Here is a 17,827-nt window from a genome sequence, read left to right as displayed (position 1 = left end):
TTGTTTGTTACGGGCGCTTTGCTCTTCTAATCCCAGCATGCGTCGGGTCATTGACCGCGGGCGAGGCGAGGCATAGAGCGACCGCCCGCAAGTCGACGGACGTTGCGGCGCAGGAGACAGACATGGACATTCGCATCTCGGGGCATCAGGTCGACACCGGTGCCGCCTTCGCAACACATGTGCGGGAGCGGTTGGGCGCGATGGTCGAGAAATACTTTCCGCGCGCAATTTCGGCGCAGGTGACCCTGGCACCGGCCCCGCACGGCCATTTCGGCTGTGACATCGTCATGCACGTGATGTCGGACATCATCCTGAAGGGCAGCAACCGAGGTGCCGAGGCACATCTCGCCTTCGATGGCGCTGCCGATCGTATCGACAAGCAGTTGCGCCGCTACATGCGCCGGCTGAAGGATCGCCACGGTCCGGGCGCCGAGCGGTCTGCCGAACGCGCCGGGCTCGCCGAAATGGCGGCAGTTCTGGACAATGCCGACTACAAGATCTTTGCAGCTGCGCCCGACGAAACCGAAGTCGAGGGCGATCATCCGCTGGTCATCGCCGAAACCCGGGTCGACATCCCGGAAACCAGTGTCGGCGATGCGGTGATGATGCTCGATTTGCGCAACACCACAGCCCTTCTGTTCGTTAACAGCGCCAGTGGCGATCATAACATGGTGTATCGGCGCGATGACGGGAGCATCGGTTGGGTCGAGCCACGCCGGGCCAGCGCCAGCGCCGCCAAATGAGTGGTCATGGTGGTTTTGCCGATCTGGTCGGACCCGGCGCCATATTGATTGGGCTCAAGGTCGCATCGAAAGATGCGCTTTTCGAAGAGCTGGCGGCAGCGGCGGCGACGGTGACCGGCCTGCCGGCAACGACGATCGTCGAGCGGGTGCGCGAGCGGGAGTCCCTGGGCGCCACCGGATTTGGCCAGGGTGCGGCGATCCCGCATGCTCGCCTGGCAGGCCTCGATGCCGTGACAGCAGTGGTGGCGCACCTTGCGGCCGGCGTCGATTATGGTGCGCTCGATACCGAAGCGGTCGATGTCGTCGTGCTGTTGCTGTCACCTGAAAGCGCCGGCGCCGATCATCTGAAGGCTCTGGCGAAAGTCAGCCGCGCCTTGCGCGATCCCGATACTGTTGCCGCCATGCGCGCTGCTGGTGATGCCCAGGCCTTGCGTGCCGTCATTGGTGGGGCGCTGGTCGGCCAGCACGGCTGACCATGACGCCGCGGCTGGCGAGCAGCATCAAGGTATCGGCGCTGCTTCGCCGCGTCGACGCCGCTGGCGGCTTTGGCGCCGTGCTGGCGCGCGGGGACGCCACCGCCGGCAGCATCGCCATCGTCACGCGGGAACGCGGGGAAACCCGGCTCTTAGCCCCGATGTTGGCGATGTCGGGAGGTTATGAATGGCTGCCGGTTGTCGAGGGTGAGGCGATTCCCGCCTGGATCGATCGGGCGCGACAAAATGATCCCGACCTGTGGATCGTGGAACTGGACATCCCGGACGCCGCACGGTTCGTCGCCGAAACATTGGCGGCGAGTTGACCCCGTACTGTAATCTACGGTTCAGCTTGGTCATTGGTTGCACAGCCCTTGGGCGGGCCGTGCGAAGTCGACCGAAGCGGACCGGACCGGGCTTCAGCCCAGCCAAGGATGACGAGGCTCCCAGCGTGATTTGGGGGGCATCATCCGGAAGCGGACCCGGAAAAGGCCGTGCTCGATTGCAGTGTGAATGAATTTTGGTTTTTCCTCGATCAGCGCCCGGACACAGCGGCTGATCATCCTGAGCGCCGGTGCCATCCTGCTGATGGCAGCGGGCGTCCCGCAGACCGACACGTTCGACGGGTCGACCGGTCCGACCATCTCCGATGACATCCTTGCTCCCCTGTCGCCCGCTGAAGCCGCCGCCTCTGCTGCCGCGCTCGCCGCGACCACCCCCGCCGAGATTGCCGTTGCCGACCTCTCCGATGACAGCAACGTGACCGAGCCTGGTGTGCGCCCCGCCAAGTTGACAGCGCTGATCGCCTCGCTGGACGCCGCCGATGCGGTCGCCAGCGACAGCGAACTGCGTTGCCTTGCCACCGCCGTTTACTTCGAATCCCGCGGGGAGCCGCTGGAAGGCCAGCTGGCCGTCGCCCAGGCCATCATCAACCGCGCCGAGTCGGGCCGCTATCCCAGCAATATCTGCGGTGTGATTAACCAGCCCAAGCAGTTCAGCTATAATCGCAGCCGCGTGCCGACCGCCGGCAGTGACTGGCGCATCGCCCAGGCGATTGCCCAGATCGCCGCCAAGGACATGTGGGTCGAGGTTGCGCCCAAGGCCCTGTCGTTCCACGCTACCTATGTTGCCCCCAACTGGGCCGGCAAGACGCGCGTCGCGACGATCGGCCGTCACGTCTTCTATCGCTGAGACAGTGCCCGCTAGGGCTTTACGTTCCCAATCTGTTCTGTTTAGCATCGGCGGCATGGGTGACCTTGCCGCCGATCGCATGTTGACTGCCGTCGATGTCTGCCGCGGCGTGTCCCGCCTGCTGGTGCGCGGCGGTGTCGCCCCGTTGGCCGAGGTGTCGCTGGGCTGCGGCCGCCGGGCCGACATCATGGGTATCGACGGCCAGGGCCGGTTGACGATCGTCGAGATCAAGGTGTCGCTTGCCGATCTGCGCGGTGATCGCAAATGGGCGGAGTATCTCGACTATTGCGACCGCTTTTACTGGGCGGTACCGGCGGGTTTCCCGCTCGGCCTGTTCGACACCGCCAACTTTGCGCCGGGGCGTTGCGGGCTGATCGTTGCCGACCGCTTCGACGCCGAGGAACTGCGCCCGGCACCATGGGTGGCGCTCAATGCCACGCGTCGGAAGGTCGAAACCTTGCGCTTCGCGCGCCGTGCCGCGCACCGCATCGCCGGCATGCTGGACCCCGAGGGACTGTTTCCGGGCGACGATTGACGGCGTGGCCGCTGATGCTGCCTTACCGCGGGCTGCGCTTGGCGAGAATGCGCTGCAGCGTCCGCCGATGCATCTTCAGGCGGCGCGCGGTTTCCGACACGTTGCGCTCGCACAGTTCATAGACCCGCTGGATATGCTCCCAGCGCACGCGATCGGCCGACATCGGCTCCGGCGGCGCCTCGGGACGTTCCCCGCCTTCCGCGGAGAGCGCGCGGACGATGTCCTCGGGATCGGCAGGCTTGGCGAGATAGTCGACCGCGCCCGCCTTCACGGCCGCGACCGCGGTCGCCAGATTGCCATAGCCGGTAAGCATGACGATGCGGACATCGGGCGACATGATCCGCAGCTCCTTGACCAGGTCGAGGCCGTTGCCGTCCTCCAGTCGCATGTCGACGACGGCGTGGGTCGGCTTGACGCGGGTCGCTTCGACGCGCGCCTCGGCCAGGCTGCCGACCGCGGTGACGGCAAAGCCCTTTCGACTCAACATCGTCTGCAGGCGCTGCCGAAACGGTGCGTCGTCATCGACCAGCAGCAGCGGCTGCAGCGCCGTGCCGGGGGCAATATCTGGTGCAGTCGCCATCATGTCACTCCTGTTCGCTCGCTACGATATGGGCGCGCGGCCATCGCACGTCCACCTGCGCCCCGCCCTCGCGCCGATTGCGGAACGAGAGCCGACCGCCGGTCCGCTCGATCAACGTCGTCGCGATGAAAATGCCGAGACCGGTGCCACCTGCGCCCGAATGCGATGGACCGAGATCGGGTTCGCCGAGATGTGGCAGGACGTCGCTGGCAAAGCCGGCGCCGTCGTCGAGCACGGTGATGCTGATGTCTCCGGGCGTCGACGTGGCACGCAGTTCGACCGCCGAGCCGGCGTGGCGAACAGCGTTGGCGACGAGGTTTTGCAGCCCGTGCAGGAGCTCGGGCGAACGTCGTACCTCGGGCTGCGGTGCCGGCGCGTTGACGTGGATAGGTACGCGCGTCGGCGCCACGCTATGCGCCACCTCGTGCAGCAGTACGTCTAGCCCCAGGCGGGCGAAGGGGTCCTCGGCTTCCGCCCGCCGGGCGATGCGGATCAGGATGCCACGCGAACGGGCTGCTTCCGACTCGAGCAGTCGAACATCTTCGCCGAAATCGGGGTCGTCTCCGAGTGCTTCGGAAAGGCTGTGCGCGATCAATGTTATGGTGCCGAGCGGCCCGCCGAGCTCATGCGCGGCGGCCGCTGCCAGGCTGCCGAGTGCCGACATCTTGGCTTCGCGCGTCAGCGCTGCCTCGGTAGCGACAAGTGCCCGGGCGCGATCGCGACCCTCTGCCGAAACCAGCCAAAGGTAGATGCCGAGAAATCCGATCGCCAGTGTCAGCGATACGACGGTACCGAATTGATAGACGGTCGGGAATGTCGGTGGCGGGCCGTTCCACGGCAGCGGCTTGGCCCACATCCACAGCACGACGAGGACGGCGCCCGCCATTGTGCCGAGCGCCAACATGGCCCGGGCCGGCAGCAGCGTTGCCGCGATCGTCACCGGCACGATCAGCAGGATGGCAAACGGGTTGGCGAGACCGCCGGTCAGGAACAGCAGCACGCCGGCCTGCACCAGGTCGAACGCCAGGTGAAGCACGAGGTCGCGGCCCTGCAGCCGGGCGTTGCGGCCATAGAGAGTGATCAGGCCGATATTGAGCACCGCCGACGCCAGCACGGCTGCGATCAGCGACGGCCAGAGCAGCGGATAGCCGAGATAAAGCCCGACGAAGACCAGGGTGACGAACTGGCCGCCGATGGCGATCCAGCGCAGGTTAGCCAGTGTGCGGACGCGTACCCCGGGCCTGTCAAAGGCAGCGGCGGCGATTGATGGCCTTTCCATCGCGTCTGTCTAGGCCTCCCGGCGTGCCGCGGCCATGCGGCAACGGGTCCGCGTGCCTGTCAGATCGAGGGGCCCTGGATTGGGCGGGCCTTGCGCACCGGCACGTCTTTCAACAGCCGTGCCACGGCGGCGGCGCGCGGGTCGCTATCGGCGAGGGCGCGTGCCGACACGCCGGTGCTATCGTTGATATCAGGGCTCGCGCCGGCATCGAGCAACAGCTTGGCGATGGTGATGTCGCGATTGCGCACCGCCATTTGCAGCGCTGTTTCGCCGAGGCGGTTCTGCTGATCGACCTGGGCGCGGACCTGGACAAGCACCTGCGCGCCTTCGGCCCAACGCGCCTGGCTGGCGAGCATCAGGGCCGTGTTGCCCTCCCGATCGCGCGCGTTGACGTTGCCGCCCTTTTGCAGGACGAAGCCGACCCAGGCGACATCGGAGCGTTTGACGGCAATGTGCAACGCGGTCTCGCCGGTGTCGGCATCGCGGGTGTTGACGATCGTCGACCCGGGCTTGTCGAGGATCTCCATCGCCTTGCGGCTGTCCTTTTCGCGAACCGCCTTCAGGAAGTTATAGCTGTCGGTGAACTGCGCCAGCGCCGGCGTGGCGGCGGCAAGGGTCGCCAGCACCGTCAACGGGGTCAGCCAGCGCCGCACGTTCGAAATCCGCAACATCGACAATCGCCTGACTCCACCCTATTTCGACCGGACAATGGCATCGCATAATCCCGACAACAGCGAATGAACAGCCGCAGCCTGTGGATCGTTCTCGCGATTACTGCGGTGCTAGCCGTGGGGCTGGCGTGGATGCGCCTGTCGGCACCGCCGTCGGGCAATCTGGCCGGGTCGACGCTTGGCGGTCCGTTCGCGCTCGTCAACCAGGATGGCAAGCCGGTCAGCGATGCCGATTTCAGGGGCGAGTATCGCCTGATGTATTTCGGCTACACATCCTGTCCCGACGTCTGCCCGACCGATGTCGCGGTCATTGCGCGCGGGTTGAAGGCCTATGAGACGGCGCGGCCCGATTGCGCCGCCAAAGTCCAGCCGATGTTCATCACCGTCGATCCGGATCGCGACGATCCGGCGGCGCTGAAGGCGTTTGTGACGGCCTTCCACCCGCGCCTGATCGGGCTGACCGGCACGACGGCGCAGGTCGACGCGATGCGCAAGGCTTATGGCATCTACGCGCGCAAGGTACCGACCAGTGATCCGGCCTTTTACCTGATGGACCACTTTGCCGTGATCTACCTCTTTGGGCCCGACGGCGGTGCTGTCGCGTTCCTGCCGCATGGCGCCGCGGCAGCCGATGTCACGGCGATGCTGGAAACCTATGTCCGATAAGCCGTTCTGGGAGACTGTTCCGCTCAACCGGATGAGCCGGGAGCAATGGGAAAGCCTGTGTGACGGTTGTGGCAAATGCTGCGTCCACAAGCTCGAGGACGATGAAACGGGAAAGATCTATCCGACCAATGTCGCCTGCCGCTTGCTCGATCCGACGACCGCAAAGTGCAAGGACTATCCCAATCGCCGCGCCCATGTGCCGGAATGCGTGCGCCTGACGCCGGCCAAGCTCGATACCATCGACTGGCTGCCCGACAGCTGTGGCTATCTGCGCGTCCATCGCGGCCAGGGCCTTGCCGCCTGGCACCCGCTGCTGTCCGGTGACGCCGATTCGGTGCACCGCGCCGGCATCTCCGTACGCGGCAAGACGGTCAGCGAGGACGTTGTCGGTGATCTCGAGAGCCACATCATCGAGGGAGAGCTCTGATCCTGTTCGGGCGGGCCCGTCTGCCGGAAACGGTCGATGTCGCCGGGCGCACGCTGCCGGTGGTTGCAGAGCGGCGCCCGGGGGCACGCGGTATTCGCCTGCGCGCCGACAGTATCGATGGTGCCGTCAGATTCACCCTGCCGCCGCGTGGCGGGATCGCCGATGCGGCGACGCTGCTCGACCGGCACCAGGACTGGCTGGCGCGGCAGGTTGCCGGCTGGCCCGTGCCGCTGCCGTTCGCACCCGGCGCCATCATTCCGTTCGACGGCAGCACGCTGATGCTCGACTGGGCGGCTGCTCATCCGCGCCTGCCGCAGCGGAACGGCGACGTGCTGAGGATCGGTGGCCCGATCGACGCCCTGCCCGCCCGGGTGCTGCGCTGGTTGAAGGCGGCCGCATTGGCTGACATGGAGCCGCTGACGCGAGCGCTGGCAGCCCGGGTCGACCGCAACGTCTCCCAAGTCCGCGTCGGCGACACCCGCTCACGCTGGGGCAGTTGCGTGGGCAACGGGGCCGGGGCGGGACGTATCGCCTATAGCTGGCGGCTGATCCTGGCGCCGTCGCTGGTTCGCCGCAATGTCGTGGCGCACGAAGTCGCGCATCTGGTCCATGCCAACCACGGCCCGGGCTTTCATGCGTTACTAGCTGAGCTCGATGCCAATGGCGCAGCCAGCAAACGCTGGCTGCGCGCTCACGGCGCTGGATTGCACTGGGTAGGACGCGCCGCATGACTGACTGGACTCCCGAGGCCGCCGTGGCGCGCCGGCGCATCGCGATTGTGGTCAATGCTCATTCGCGGCGCGGGCAGATGTTATTCGATGCGGCCTGTGCCGGGTTGAAGGCGCGCGGCTTCGACATTGTCGCGTCTCATGCAGTGAAAAAGCCCAAGCAGCTTGGCGCGATCATCGGCAAACTGGTTTCCGATGGCCATGACCTGATCGCCGTCGGCGGCGGCGACGGCACGTTGGCCGGCGCCGCCGCCAAGCTGGCGCGCAAGAATGTGGTGATGGCGATCCTGCCGCTGGGCACGGCCAACAGCTTTGCGCGGACGCTCGGCATCGAACCCGAGCTCGAACCGGCACTCGACGTCATTGCCGGCGGTGATGTGGCGCAGGCCGATGTCGTGCGCATCGGCGACGGCTTCTTCATCAACTCGGCCACGATCGGCGTGCCTGCACGGATTGCGGAGGATATTCCCAGCGGGCTGAAGCGCTGGCTCGGCCGGGCCGGCTATCTCGGCTATGGCTGCTACAAGTTCCTGACCATGCAGCCGTTCGTGGCAAAGATCAGCATTGCCGGCCAGCCCGATATCATCGAGCAGGTCGTCGAGATCCGCATCGGCAACGGCGCCTTTGTCGGCGGCCTGCGCGTGATCGACGGCGCCGATCCGGAAAGCCGCGATATCGTCGTGCACCTGGTGCTCGGCCGCTATGCGGCAGCCTTGGCCGGGGTATGGGCGGCCAACCTTGCCGGCTGGCGTCCCGCCGGGACGCGGGTACGCGAGATCCGCGCGACCGAATTCGATCTTTCATGCGCCCCGCAGCAACCGATTTCGGTCGATGGGGAGACCGGGACGAGAACGCCGGTCCATGTCAGTATCGATTCAGCGGCGCTGCATGTCATCACGCCTTGTGGATCGAATGCCGATAGTCGCGCGGAATGTTGAACGCCGGCTTCAGGCGGCCATGCACTCGACAGCCAGCAACAGGCTGTCGGGTCCGCTGTTGCCGGCCAGCCCGGCATGTACCAGCAGGGCCGGCCGACCAGCGACGCTGGCGCGCAGCCTGATTTCAGGCGTCGGGCTGCCGTCGGACATGCCTTCGAAGAACATCCGCAGATGGGCACGGTCGGCGATGTGCGCTATTTCGTCGAGGGTCGTTCCGGGCAATTGACCAAGCGGGCGGCCGAACAGCCGTGCCGCCTGTTCATTGGCCATCTCGATGCGGCCATCATGATCGGTCTGCACGATACCGATCGGCAACTGCTGCAAGATGGCGCTGAGCCGGGCTTCGCACCTGCGAACTGCCGCGACTGCGTCCGTGTTCGAGATGGTGAGCACCATGTTGCGATTGCGCTCGGCGGCCAATTGCTTTCGCATCAATTCGCGATCGTAGAGTGCCCAACTGGCTCCGCAGCACGCGATGACGAGCAGCATCAATAACATCACACCCCCAACCGAACACCAACATCGGTAAACAAATGTTAAATAGTTTATTTACTATAAATCTGCAAGGGCCTCTCGCCCGCGCCAGGAAAATCGCCTGTTGATCAACCGCGCGAGCAGCGCAACGGTCGCCTCGGTCGCCGCGGTGAGACCGCGGCGGCTGACGAAACGCTCTTGTCGGATAGCCTGGTCCGGCAGCGGCGTTCGAACCGGTCTCTGTTCTGGCCAAACGCAAGGCGACTTTGCCCGGCGGTCGCCTTCGGTCATGATGACGGCAAGGCGCGCCGACAGCGTTGATTCGAACAGCCTTGGGAGGTCGCAATCAAACCGGCAACAGCGCTCGATGCTGATGGGCGTGCCCTGCTCCCGGCGGCGACGCCGGCGGTTGCCCCGCCCTCCACGCGTGCAGCACGCGCCTGGGCCTTGGCCCAAGCCACGCGTGATCCCTACGTCATTCTGGTCGCGATCTACATCTTCGCGCCCTATTTCGTCACGCGCGTGGTCGGCGATCCGGTTGCGGGCCAGACGCTGGTCGCTGCCGCCAACAAATGGGGCGGCTGGCTGGTGGTGCTGACGGCGCCGCTGCTGGGGGCCGCGATCGATCGGCTCGGCCCGCGCAAGCCCTGGCTGGCCGTGGTCGTCGGGCTGATGGCGCTGTGCAATGCGCTGCTGTGGTTTGCCCGGCCGGGCGGCGCCGGCCTGCCGATCACCGCGACCGTCGTCATCTTCGGCGCCCTGACTGTGCTGATCGCCTATCATGAGATGCTGCACAATGCGCTGCTGCTGCCCGCCGCCGGTGTTCGTGGTGCCGCGGGGGCTTCTGGCCTGGCGTTTGCCGGCGGGAATGCGTTTTCGGTGCTGATGCTGGTCGGCGTGCTGTTCGCTTTTGCGTTGCCCGGCAAGGTTGACTGGTCGTGGCTGCCGGCAGCGCCATTGCTCGGCCTCGATCCTGTATACGCGGAGCCCGATCGTTTCGTCGGGCCGCTCGTTGCCGTCGTGATGCTATTCGGCATCATCCCGCTGCTGAAACTCGTGCCCGACATGGCGCGGTCGCGAGCGACGGTGGCCGACGCCTTGCGCGCCGGCGCCGGCGACCTGGCGCAGCTGTTTCGCGAAGCCCGTGGCCACCGCGATGCCCTGACATTCCTTGTGGCGCGCATGATCTATACCGATGGGCTGACGGCCATCCTGGTTTTCGGCGGTCTCTATGCCGCCGGCGTCATGCGCTGGGCGACGTTGGAAATGCTTGGGTATGGCATCGTGTTGTCGGTTGCCGCGGTCGTCGGCGGCTTGCTGGCCGGCCGGTTAGACAATGCCATCGGGCCGCGGCTGGCTGTCAGGCTGGAGATCGGCGGGCTGATCGTGTTCCAGTCGCTGGTTCTGGGGATGGGCCGCGAAACGATCCTGTGGGCGCCTTGGACGGGGACGCCGTTCTGGGACGGCCCGATGTTCACCACCCGGCCAGAGATCATCTTCCTCGCACTGGGCTGCGGCGTCGCGGTCTGCGTCAGCTCGGCCTATGCCTCGTCGCGCACGCTGCTGACCCGTGTCGCACCGGCCGACAAGCTCGGCGTCTTTTTCGGGCTTTATGCGTTGTCGGGCAGCGCAACGATGTGGCTGGGGCCGACGCTTGTCGAATTCGCGACTCGCCAAGGTGGCACCCAGGCCTGGGGAATGGTGCCGGTCATCGGTATGCTGGCGACAGGCCTCGCCATCCTGTTCTTCGTGCGCGGCGGCAACCGGCTTCAGACCGGGTAGGCGCGGATCGCCGTCGGGACCAGCACCTGCGCCATGCCCGGCGCCAGGCCGGCAGGCGGTTCGGACAGCGTCACCTCGATGATTGCGCCGTCCCGCGTTTCGGTTTCCAGCGCGGCCTGGGCGCCGGTGCGCAGGCAGCGCCGGACCGTCACCGGGATGCCGGGCGATCCGGGCGCCGCCAGGCTGAACTCGTGCGGACGGATGAAGCCGGTGACAGGGCCGTCGTGCAGGGCCGGTGCATGATTGGGCAGCCGGATGCCACCGACGTCGATGATGCCGTCGCTGGCGATAGCGGCAACACGGTTGGCGCCGCCGAGGAAATCGCAGACGAACGCAGATGCCGGCCGGTCCCACAGCGCCTCGGGCGTATCGACTTGTTCGATGCGGCCATGGTCCATGACGACGACGCGATCGGCGAGATCGAGCGCCTCGTCCTGGTCGTGGGTGACGAAGATCGATGTCAGCCCGGTACGGTCATGGACTTCGCGCAGCCAGCGCCGCAGGTCCTTCCTGACCTTGGCATCGAGCGCGCCGAAAGGTTCGTCGAGCAGCAGGATGCGCGGCTCCACCGCCAGCGCCCGGGCTAGCGCCACCCGTTGCCGCTGGCCCCCCGACAGCTGCGCCGGATAGCGTCGGCCGAGATCGGGCAACTGCACCAGCTCGAGTAATTCGGCCACGCGCCGCGCGATCTCACGCGCCGCCGGCCGGCTGCCGCGCGGTCGCACGGTCAGGCCGAACCCGACATTGTCGGCGACGGTCATGTGCCGGAACAGCGCATATTGCTGGAAAACGAAGCCGACCCGGCGATCGCGCGCTGGACGCCCGGCCATATCCTCGCCGCCGATGTGAATCTGGCCGGCGTCGGGAAATTCGAGGCCGGCAAGGATGCGCAGCAATGTGGTCTTGCCCGACCCCGACGGGCCCAGCAGCGCCAGGAATTCGCCCTCGCGCGCCTCCACGCTGACGTTCGAAAGCGCGGTGTAGTCGCCGAATGCCTTGTGGACCCCGGTTGCCGTGACGCTCAATGCCCTCTCCCCGCTAGCTGCCCGGCAAAGCGCCATTCCAGCGCCGACTTCAACACCAGCGTGACCAGCGCCAGCCCGGCCAGCAGCGAGGCAACGGCAAAGGCGGCAGCGAAGTTATACTCGTTGTAGAGGATCTCGATATGCAGAGGCAGCGTGTTGGTCTTGCCGCGGATGTGGCCCGACACCACCGACACCGCGCCGAATTCGCCCATGGCGCGGGCATTGCACAGAAGCACGCCGTACAGCAGCCCCCAGCGTACATTCGGCAAGGTGACATGCCAGAAGGTGCTGAGCCCGGCGGCGCCGAGCGACAGCGCTGCTTCCTCCTCGTCGCGGCCTTGTTCCTCCATCAGCGGGATGAGCTCGCGGGCGACGAACGGAAAGGTGATGAAGATCGTCGCCAGCACCAGCCCGGGCACTGCAAAGATCACTTGAACGTCACGGTCGCGCAGCCACTCGCCGAACCAGCCCTGCATGCCGAAGACCAGCACATAGACGAGGCCGGACACGACCGGCGACACCGAGAACGGCAGGTCGATCAGCGTCACCAGGAACGGTTTGAAGCGGAAATCGAACTTGGCGATGGCCCAGCTTGCGGCAAGGCCGACGACGATGTTGAGCGGAACCGCGATGGCAGCGACGGTCAGCGTCAATTGCAGCGCGGACAGCGCGTCGGGCGTGCGGATGGCGTCCACATAGGCCGTGACGCCCTTGCGAAACGCCTCGGTAAACACGGCGGCGAGCGGCAGCGCCAGGTTGAGCGCCAGAAAGCCGAGCGCCACGGCGATCAGCAGCCAGCGCACCCAGCGCGGCTCGGCGGTTGCGGCGGGCACGCTCATGTCGTGCGCAACCGGCGCTGCCAGCCATGTAGCAGGTTGATGGCAAACAGCAGCGCAAAGCTGATGACCAGCATGGTCGCGGCGATCGCGGTGGCGCCGCCGGCATTATACTGTTCCAACTGGACGACGATCAGCAGCGGCGCGATCTCCGAGCGGAACGGCATGTTGCCGGCGATGAAGATGACCGAACCATATTCGCCGACCGCCCGGGCAAAGGCCAGCGCGCAGCCGGTCAGCAGTGCCGGGCTGATGGCCGGCAGGATGACATGGATGAACGTCTGCAGTCGCGAGGCTCCAAGGGTGGCGGCGGCTTCCTCGACATCGGCGCCGAGATCGGCGAGCACCGGCTCGACCGTGCGGACGACGAAGGGCAGGCCGACGAAGATCAGCGCGACCACGACGCCGCGCGGGGTAAAGCCGATATCAATGCCGAGCGGTGCCAGCCAGCGCCCGATCCAGCCATTGGGGGCATAGAGCGCCGTAAGAGCAATGCCGGCGACGGCGGTGGGCAGGGCAAACGGCAGGTCGACGAGCGCCGACACCAGCCGCTTGCCGGTAAAGTCGTAACGGACAAGAACCCAGGCGGTAATCAACCCGAACACGGCGTTGATCGCCGCCGCCGCGGCGGCGGCGCCGAAGCTCAGCCGATAGGCGGCCAGCGCCCGCCGCGAAAAGGCGGTGGCGACAAAGCCGTCCCAGCCGAGGCCCGCCGATGTGATGAACACTGCGGACAACGGGATCAGCACGATTACCGACAGGGCGAACACGGTAACGCCCATCGTCACCCCGAAACCGGGGATTATCGACCGTTGCCGCTGCAGGATCCCCAGCCTCATGCCCAAGGCTTGCCCGCTGTCGCGCGCCGACGCAACCATCGGCAGGGCGACGGATGCCATCAGAATCGTGCCTTGACCGTCAAGCCATAGGTGCGCGGGTCACCAGGCTGGCCGACGATCAGCCCGGTGCTGCCCGGTGCCGCCGTCAGGAAATCGAAATACTCGGTGTCGAAGGCGTTGCGCAGCCAGCCGAAGACCTCCCAGCCGCGATCGGTGCGATAGCCGGCGCGGACATTAGTCAGGACATAGCCTTCGACATTCTGGACGGTCGACGGCGTCGGGCTGGAGGAGAAGTCCGACCGCAGCGTGCCGTCGACGCCGATGTAGAATTCCCCGTCCGCGGCAATGAGGCTGCTCGGGATGCGATATTCGGCGCCAAAGCTGAGGGCATATTTGGACACGCCCGGCAGACGGCCGCCTGACGCATCGACGAATTGCAGGGTACCGCCCGACAGCTCGATCGGCGGCGGCGCGCCCGGAAACGACACATATTCGGCGTCGGTATAGGCGACATTGACATAGACATCGAAGCGGTCGACGGGCCGCAGCGCGACGTCGAGTTCGATGCCCTGGCTCCGAACCTTGGGCACATTCGCGAGATAGCCGCGCACCACGCCGATAGCGCCGTTGACGACCGTCGCCTGGTAATCCTCGATATCGGTACGGAAGGCGGCGAAATTGATCGTGGCGCGCTTGTCGAGAAACTGGGTCTTCAGGCCAACTTCGTAGTGGTTGACCTTTTCGGGGGCGACCGAAGCCAGCTCGGTCGCCGGCGTGACGCCGTCGGCGCGGGTCGGCAGGCCTGACAGATTGATGCCGCCCGACTTGAACGACCGTGCATAGGTGGCATAGGCGAGCACATCATCGGCGGCCTTCCACGACAGTGTGATGTCGCCCGACAGGTTCCAGTCGCTGAACTCGGCCTGGTAGTTCTGGTTTTGCAGCACGCTGTTCTTCAGTGCCTGCTGGGCCGGTGTCGGGTTCGCAAGACCGCCACTGACAGTAGCGACATAAGACCCGTCCTTCTTGTCGTAGTTGACGCGAACGCCGGGCGCGATGCTGATCCGATCCGATAGGTGCCACGTCAGCTTGGCATAAAAGGCGGCGCTGTCATTCGTGTACCGAATGTCGTTATCCGACCGCAGGCCATCAAGCAGCGCCGGATTGGCGCCGCTGACCGGCCCCAGCGTCCACAGGCTGGCGGCAGGCCCCTGCACCTGGATGCCCTGGGTATCGATCTTCTGGTGGAAATAGAACAGCCCGGCAACGTAATCGATACGGTTGTCGCCGCTCGATGTCAGGCGAAGCTCCTGGCTCCATTGTTCCTGCTGCGAGGGATTGTTGACCTGGGGCGTAATCGGCAGGCTGGTAAAGTCACGGTCGTTGCTCGGCTGCCAGTCCCATTTGCGCCAGCCGGTGATCGACGTGACGGTTGCGGGTCCGATGTCCCAGTTCGCCACCAGCGAGGCGCCGTAATTCACATTCTTCGCCGTCAGCAATGAATCGGCGTCGACCAGACGGTCGAACGGATTGGTGCTCGCCGGCGCATAATTCGACAGGCGGGCGAGGTTGGCGAACTGGCGGTTGGCAGCGCGCGCGGTCGGCACCACCTTGACATAGTTCTGTGCGAACCCTTCGGGATCCTGGCGATTATAGTCGCCATACAGCGTGACATCGAGAGCGTCGCTCGCCTGCCACAGCAGCTGTCCGCGAATGCCGAGATTGTCGATCTCGTTGACGTAACGACCGGTGGTGACGTTGAAAAGCGTGCCCTTGCGCTTGGTGAACGACGCGCTGAACCGGGCCGCCAGCTTGTCGGCAACGATCGGCCCCGAGATCGAGCCCTTGGCCTGGATGAAGTCGAGATTGCCATAGGTCAGCTCGCCCCGCGCCTCGAGGGCGAAGCTCGGCTTGCGGGTGGTGATGTTGATGGCACCGGCGGTGGTGTTCTTGCCGTACAGCGTGCCCTGGGGGCCGCGCAGGATCTCGATCCGCTCGACATCGACGAAGTCCAGCGTGGAAGCGGCGATGCGGGCGTAATAGACCTGGTCGATGTACAGGCCAACGCCCTGCTCGATGCCGTCGTTGGTCAGGCCGAACGGTGCCCCCAGACCGCGGATGTTGATTGCCGAGTTGCGGGGGTTCGACGAGAAGAACTGTACTGAGGGCTGGAGCTGGGTCAGCCGGGCGACATTGAAGCTGCCGGTGGCTTCGATCTGGGCGGCGCCGACCGCCGACACGGCGATCGGCACATCTTGCAGATTCTGCACGCGGCGTTGCGCCGTCACGATGATCTCGCTGTCGGCGGGGGCTTCGTCTGCCAGCGCGGTTGCCGGAGGCATCGTCAGTGCGGTCAGCAGGATCAAGGCGCGAAACGTCATGGCATCCTCCACGGGCGCAATTGTTCATTCGATGCCGAGGCATCGTTTCGGGTCGGGTCGAGGTGCGGCGGTACCGGTTAGCCGCCGGTGTAAATCAGGTCGAAAATGCCACCGTCGGCGAAGAATCGGGCTTGGGTCTTCTGCCAGCCGCCGAAATTGCGATCGATTTCGAACAGCTGGAGGTCGGGAAAGCGGCTGGCGTAACGGGCGGCCACCGTAGGGTCGCGCGGTCGATAGCCATCGCGTGCGATGATCTCCTGCGCTGCCGGCGTGTAGAGGTAACGCAAATAGGCTTCGGCGACGGCGCGTGTGCCGTGGCGATCGGCAACCTTGTCGATGACGGCAACAGGCGGTTCGGCCCGAATCGAGACCGACGGCACCACGATCTCGAACCGCCCGGCACCGAGTTCCCGGCTGGCCAGCAGGGCCTCGTTTTCCCAGCTGATCAGCACGTCGCCCAAGCCGCGCTCGGCAAAACTGACGGTCGCTCCCCGAGCGCCCGAATCGAGCACGGGAACGTTACGGAACAGCTTTGTGACATAGTCTTGCGCCGCTGCGGGCGTGCCGTACTTCTTCTGTGCATAGCCCCAGGCCGCGAGGAAGTTCCAGCGGGCGCCGCCGCTGGTTTTTGGGTTGGGGGTAATCACCTTGATGCCCGGCCTGACCAGGTCGTCCCAATCGCGAATGCCCTTGGGATTGCCCTTGCGCACCAGGAACACGATGGTCGAATAATAGGGGGTCGAATTGTAGGGCAGGCGCGATTGCCAGCTTTCCGGCAACAGCTTCCCGCGTTTGGCGATCTCGTCGATGTCATAGGCAAGGGCGAGGGTAACGACATCGGCCTCCAGCCCGTCGATGACCGACCGCGCCTGCTTGCCCGACCCGCCGTGAGACTGGTTGATGACGACCTCCGCCCCCGTCCGTGCCTTCCAGGCAGTGGCAAAACCGGCGTTGATGTCCTTGTAGAGTTCCCGCGTCGGATCATAGCTCGCGTTGAGAAGCGCAACCGGCGCGCCGGCGGCCAGCGCGGGGACGGCAAGGGTGACCGCTACAGCCAAGGCGATGATTCGATGCATTGACCCTCTAACGTGGCGTGGATGCGAAAAGCTTATTCCTATCGCCGCGATAGGCAATAAGATTCTGCTTGTGCCAACGAAAGGCGAGCTTTGTTGCGGCGCTGGCGCTGGCGCTGGCGCTGGCGCTGGCGGAGGCTCAGGCGGCCTGTCGATCGATCGACAGGTCAGCGAGGCTGGTATGGTCCAGGATGGCGGCAGTATTGTCGCGCACCGTCAGCATGATCTTGCGGATCACGCAGGTGGTTTCCTCAAAACAATCGGCGCAGCGTTGATAGGCGCTGACCGAGACGCAGGGCACCAGCGCCAGCGGCCCTTCGATCAGACGGATGATCTCGCCAAAACTTATCTGGCTGGCAGGCTTGGCCAGGCGATAGCCGCCCATCTTGCCGCGGAAGCTTTCGACGATGCCGCCGTTCTTCAAATCGAGCAGGATGATTTCGAGAAACTTGCGCGGCAGTTTCTGATCGGCGGCGATCACTGATATCGGCACCGGCGCGATACTGCCGGACCTGGCGATAAAAATCAGTGCCCGGAGGGCGTAGCGAGACCGCTGGGTAAGCATGGTTGGTGGCAGTCTATGCACGGCCCGTCGCAAGCGGGCAAGGGTTTGGGCAGCAGTGTCGACGGCGGCGTCATCCTATTGCTTGGCAGTTTGTACCAACATTTTGTTGTGTGTTGGCGAAGCTGCACAGCTTGCAGGCAATCCTGAATTGCTAAGCCGCTGATATTCCATGGCTGGCTGCAGGACCCTGCACTTGGCACGGGAAATGCAAAGCAGTGTATGTCGAAGGTCGGGTGGTCCGGGCTTCGCTAAATACAGGGAGAGCCACCATGTTCACCACCGACAACACCACCGGCCGCAACTTCGCTGCAGGCTTCGCCGCCATCGTATTCGCCAGCACCTGCCTGCTCGCCGCTGCCGGTCCGGTCGAGGCTGCCGAGGTCTCGGTCGCGAGCCGCGCGGTCAGCTACAGCGACCTCGATCTCGCCCATACGCCGGGTCGCACCGCACTGGAAATGCGGATCAAGTCGGCTGCCCGCACCGTCTGCGAGAGCGGTCTCGACGATGTCCGTGCCCGGGCTGCCGAAACGCGCTGCATGCGCGACGCCATCAACAGCGCCAAGCGCAACGTCGCCGCCGTCGTTCCCGCCTACCAGGGCTGATCGGCGATGCCCGACCCGG

The 17,827-nt window shown here is 65.5% G+C and carries 21 protein-coding genes; 11 read left to right on the top strand and 10 right to left on the bottom strand.

Annotated elements, in window-relative coordinates:
- The first annotated feature begins 122 nt into the window (after positions 1-122).
- The 5 genes from hpf to ACP7AI_RS10390 all read left to right on the top strand — a co-directional run bounded on the left by hpf (position 123) and on the right by ACP7AI_RS10390 (position 2,942).
- Positions 123-743, top strand: a complete 621-nt coding sequence (gene hpf / locus ACP7AI_RS10410; protein WP_426167041.1) for a ribosome hibernation-promoting factor, HPF/YfiA family — start codon at positions 123-125, stop codon at positions 741-743.
- The gene (locus ACP7AI_RS10405) at positions 740-1,216 is read left to right on the top strand and encodes a PTS sugar transporter subunit IIA (protein ID WP_426167039.1); all 477 of its coding nucleotides are present in this window, start codon (positions 740-742) and stop codon (positions 1,214-1,216) included. The genes hpf and ACP7AI_RS10405 overlap by 4 nt, the downstream gene beginning before the upstream one ends.
- A 2-nt stretch (positions 1,217-1,218) precedes the next feature.
- A complete protein-coding gene (locus tag ACP7AI_RS10400) occupies positions 1,219-1,542 on the top strand; it encodes a DUF1491 family protein (RefSeq protein ID WP_426167037.1) in 324 nt (107 codons plus the stop codon).
- Positions 1,543-1,729: 187 nt separating this feature from the next.
- The gene (locus ACP7AI_RS10395; RefSeq protein WP_426167035.1) at positions 1,730-2,407 is read left to right on the top strand and encodes a cell wall hydrolase; all 678 of its coding nucleotides are present in this window, start codon (positions 1,730-1,732) and stop codon (positions 2,405-2,407) included.
- Between the two features lie 55 nt (positions 2,408-2,462).
- Positions 2,463-2,942, top strand: coding sequence for an MmcB family DNA repair protein (locus ACP7AI_RS10390; RefSeq protein ID WP_426167033.1), 480 nt, complete (start codon positions 2,463-2,465; stop codon positions 2,940-2,942).
- A gap of 22 nt (positions 2,943-2,964) precedes the next feature.
- On the opposite strand, the gene ACP7AI_RS10385 is transcribed toward ACP7AI_RS10390, so the two are convergent.
- Genes ACP7AI_RS10385 through ACP7AI_RS10375 form a run of 3 tightly spaced genes read right to left on the bottom strand, consistent with a single transcriptional unit; the run spans position 2,965 to position 5,472 of the window.
- Positions 2,965-3,522, bottom strand: a complete 558-nt coding sequence (locus ACP7AI_RS10385) for an ActR/PrrA/RegA family redox response regulator transcription factor (protein WP_426167031.1) — start codon at positions 3,520-3,522, stop codon at positions 2,965-2,967.
- Positions 3,523-3,526: 4 nt separating this feature from the next.
- Entirely contained in the window at positions 3,527-4,801 is a 1,275-nt protein-coding gene (locus ACP7AI_RS10380; protein WP_426167029.1) for an ActS/PrrB/RegB family redox-sensitive histidine kinase, read from the bottom strand.
- Positions 4,802-4,860: 59 nt separating this feature from the next.
- Positions 4,861-5,472, bottom strand: coding sequence for an ankyrin repeat domain-containing protein (locus ACP7AI_RS10375; protein ID WP_426167027.1), 612 nt, complete (start codon positions 5,470-5,472; stop codon positions 4,861-4,863).
- Positions 5,473-5,538: 66 nt separating this feature from the next.
- Between ACP7AI_RS10375 and ACP7AI_RS10370 the strand changes: the two genes are divergently transcribed.
- Genes ACP7AI_RS10370 through ACP7AI_RS10355 form a run of 4 tightly spaced genes read left to right on the top strand, consistent with a single transcriptional unit; the run spans position 5,539 to position 8,231 of the window.
- Entirely contained in the window at positions 5,539-6,138 is a 600-nt protein-coding gene (locus tag ACP7AI_RS10370; protein ID WP_426167025.1) for an SCO family protein, read from the top strand.
- Positions 6,128-6,565, top strand: a complete 438-nt coding sequence (locus ACP7AI_RS10365; protein ID WP_426167023.1) for a YcgN family cysteine cluster protein — start codon at positions 6,128-6,130, stop codon at positions 6,563-6,565. Before ACP7AI_RS10370 ends, ACP7AI_RS10365 begins: the two co-directional genes overlap by 11 nt.
- A gap of 59 nt (positions 6,566-6,624) precedes the next feature.
- Entirely contained in the window at positions 6,625-7,296 is a 672-nt protein-coding gene (locus tag ACP7AI_RS10360; protein ID WP_426167021.1) for a M48 family metallopeptidase, read from the top strand.
- Entirely contained in the window at positions 7,293-8,231 is a 939-nt protein-coding gene (locus ACP7AI_RS10355) for a diacylglycerol/lipid kinase family protein (protein ID WP_426167019.1), read from the top strand. The genes ACP7AI_RS10360 and ACP7AI_RS10355 overlap by 4 nt, the downstream gene beginning before the upstream one ends.
- Before the next feature lie 9 nt (positions 8,232-8,240).
- Here the strand turns inward: ACP7AI_RS10355 and ACP7AI_RS10350 are convergent, their stop codons facing one another.
- Positions 8,241-8,720, bottom strand: a complete 480-nt coding sequence (locus ACP7AI_RS10350) for a PAS domain-containing protein (RefSeq protein WP_426167017.1) — start codon at positions 8,718-8,720, stop codon at positions 8,241-8,243.
- A 432-nt stretch (positions 8,721-9,152) separates the two neighbouring features.
- Here ACP7AI_RS10350 and ACP7AI_RS10345 point away from each other — a divergent pair, with 432 nt between their 5' ends.
- Complete coding sequence (locus ACP7AI_RS10345) at positions 9,153-10,487, top strand: MFS transporter (RefSeq protein WP_426167015.1); 1,335 nt, start codon at positions 9,153-9,155, stop codon at positions 10,485-10,487.
- On the opposite strand, the gene ACP7AI_RS10340 is transcribed toward ACP7AI_RS10345, so the two are convergent.
- The 6 genes from ACP7AI_RS10340 to ACP7AI_RS10315 all read right to left on the bottom strand — a co-directional run bounded on the left by ACP7AI_RS10340 (position 10,475) and on the right by ACP7AI_RS10315 (position 17,206).
- Positions 10,475-11,512: a sulfate/molybdate ABC transporter ATP-binding protein gene (locus ACP7AI_RS10340; RefSeq protein ID WP_426167013.1), complete on the bottom strand. Its 1,038-nt coding sequence runs from the start codon at positions 11,510-11,512 to the stop codon at positions 10,475-10,477. The genes ACP7AI_RS10345 and ACP7AI_RS10340 overlap by 13 nt on opposite strands.
- Positions 11,509-12,351, bottom strand: a complete 843-nt coding sequence (gene cysW / locus ACP7AI_RS10335) for a sulfate ABC transporter permease subunit CysW (protein WP_426167011.1) — start codon at positions 12,349-12,351, stop codon at positions 11,509-11,511. The genes ACP7AI_RS10340 and cysW overlap by 4 nt, the downstream gene beginning before the upstream one ends.
- Positions 12,348-13,247 (bottom strand): sulfate ABC transporter permease subunit CysT, encoded by a 900-nt coding sequence (gene cysT, locus ACP7AI_RS10330; protein ID WP_426167009.1) that lies wholly within the window; start codon positions 13,245-13,247, stop codon positions 12,348-12,350. Before cysT ends, cysW begins: the two co-directional genes overlap by 4 nt.
- Positions 13,247-15,568 carry a TonB-dependent receptor gene (locus ACP7AI_RS10325; RefSeq protein ID WP_426167007.1) on the bottom strand — a complete coding sequence of 774 codons (2,322 nt, stop codon included), beginning with the start codon at positions 15,566-15,568 and terminating at the stop codon, positions 13,247-13,249. The genes cysT and ACP7AI_RS10325 overlap by 1 nt, the downstream gene beginning before the upstream one ends.
- Positions 15,569-15,645: 77 nt before the next feature.
- Positions 15,646-16,644 (bottom strand): sulfate ABC transporter substrate-binding protein, encoded by a 999-nt coding sequence (locus ACP7AI_RS10320; protein ID WP_426167005.1) that lies wholly within the window; start codon positions 16,642-16,644, stop codon positions 15,646-15,648.
- 136 nt (positions 16,645-16,780) lie between these two features.
- Entirely contained in the window at positions 16,781-17,206 is a 426-nt protein-coding gene (locus tag ACP7AI_RS10315; RefSeq protein ID WP_426168297.1) for an RrF2 family transcriptional regulator, read from the bottom strand.
- 269 nt (positions 17,207-17,475) lie between these two features.
- Between ACP7AI_RS10315 and ACP7AI_RS10310 the strand changes: the two genes are divergently transcribed.
- Entirely contained in the window at positions 17,476-17,808 is a 333-nt protein-coding gene (locus ACP7AI_RS10310) for a UrcA family protein (RefSeq protein WP_426167003.1), read from the top strand.
- The last annotated feature ends 19 nt before the right edge of the window (positions 17,809-17,827 follow it).

The organism is Sandarakinorhabdus sp. DWP1-3-1, from assembly GCF_049896705.1.
In the GTDB taxonomy this organism is placed as follows: domain Bacteria; phylum Pseudomonadota; class Alphaproteobacteria; order Sphingomonadales; family Sphingomonadaceae; genus Sandarakinorhabdus.
Note: the sequence above shows the minus strand (reverse complement) of the source record. Positions and strands in the feature narration are given on the sequence as shown.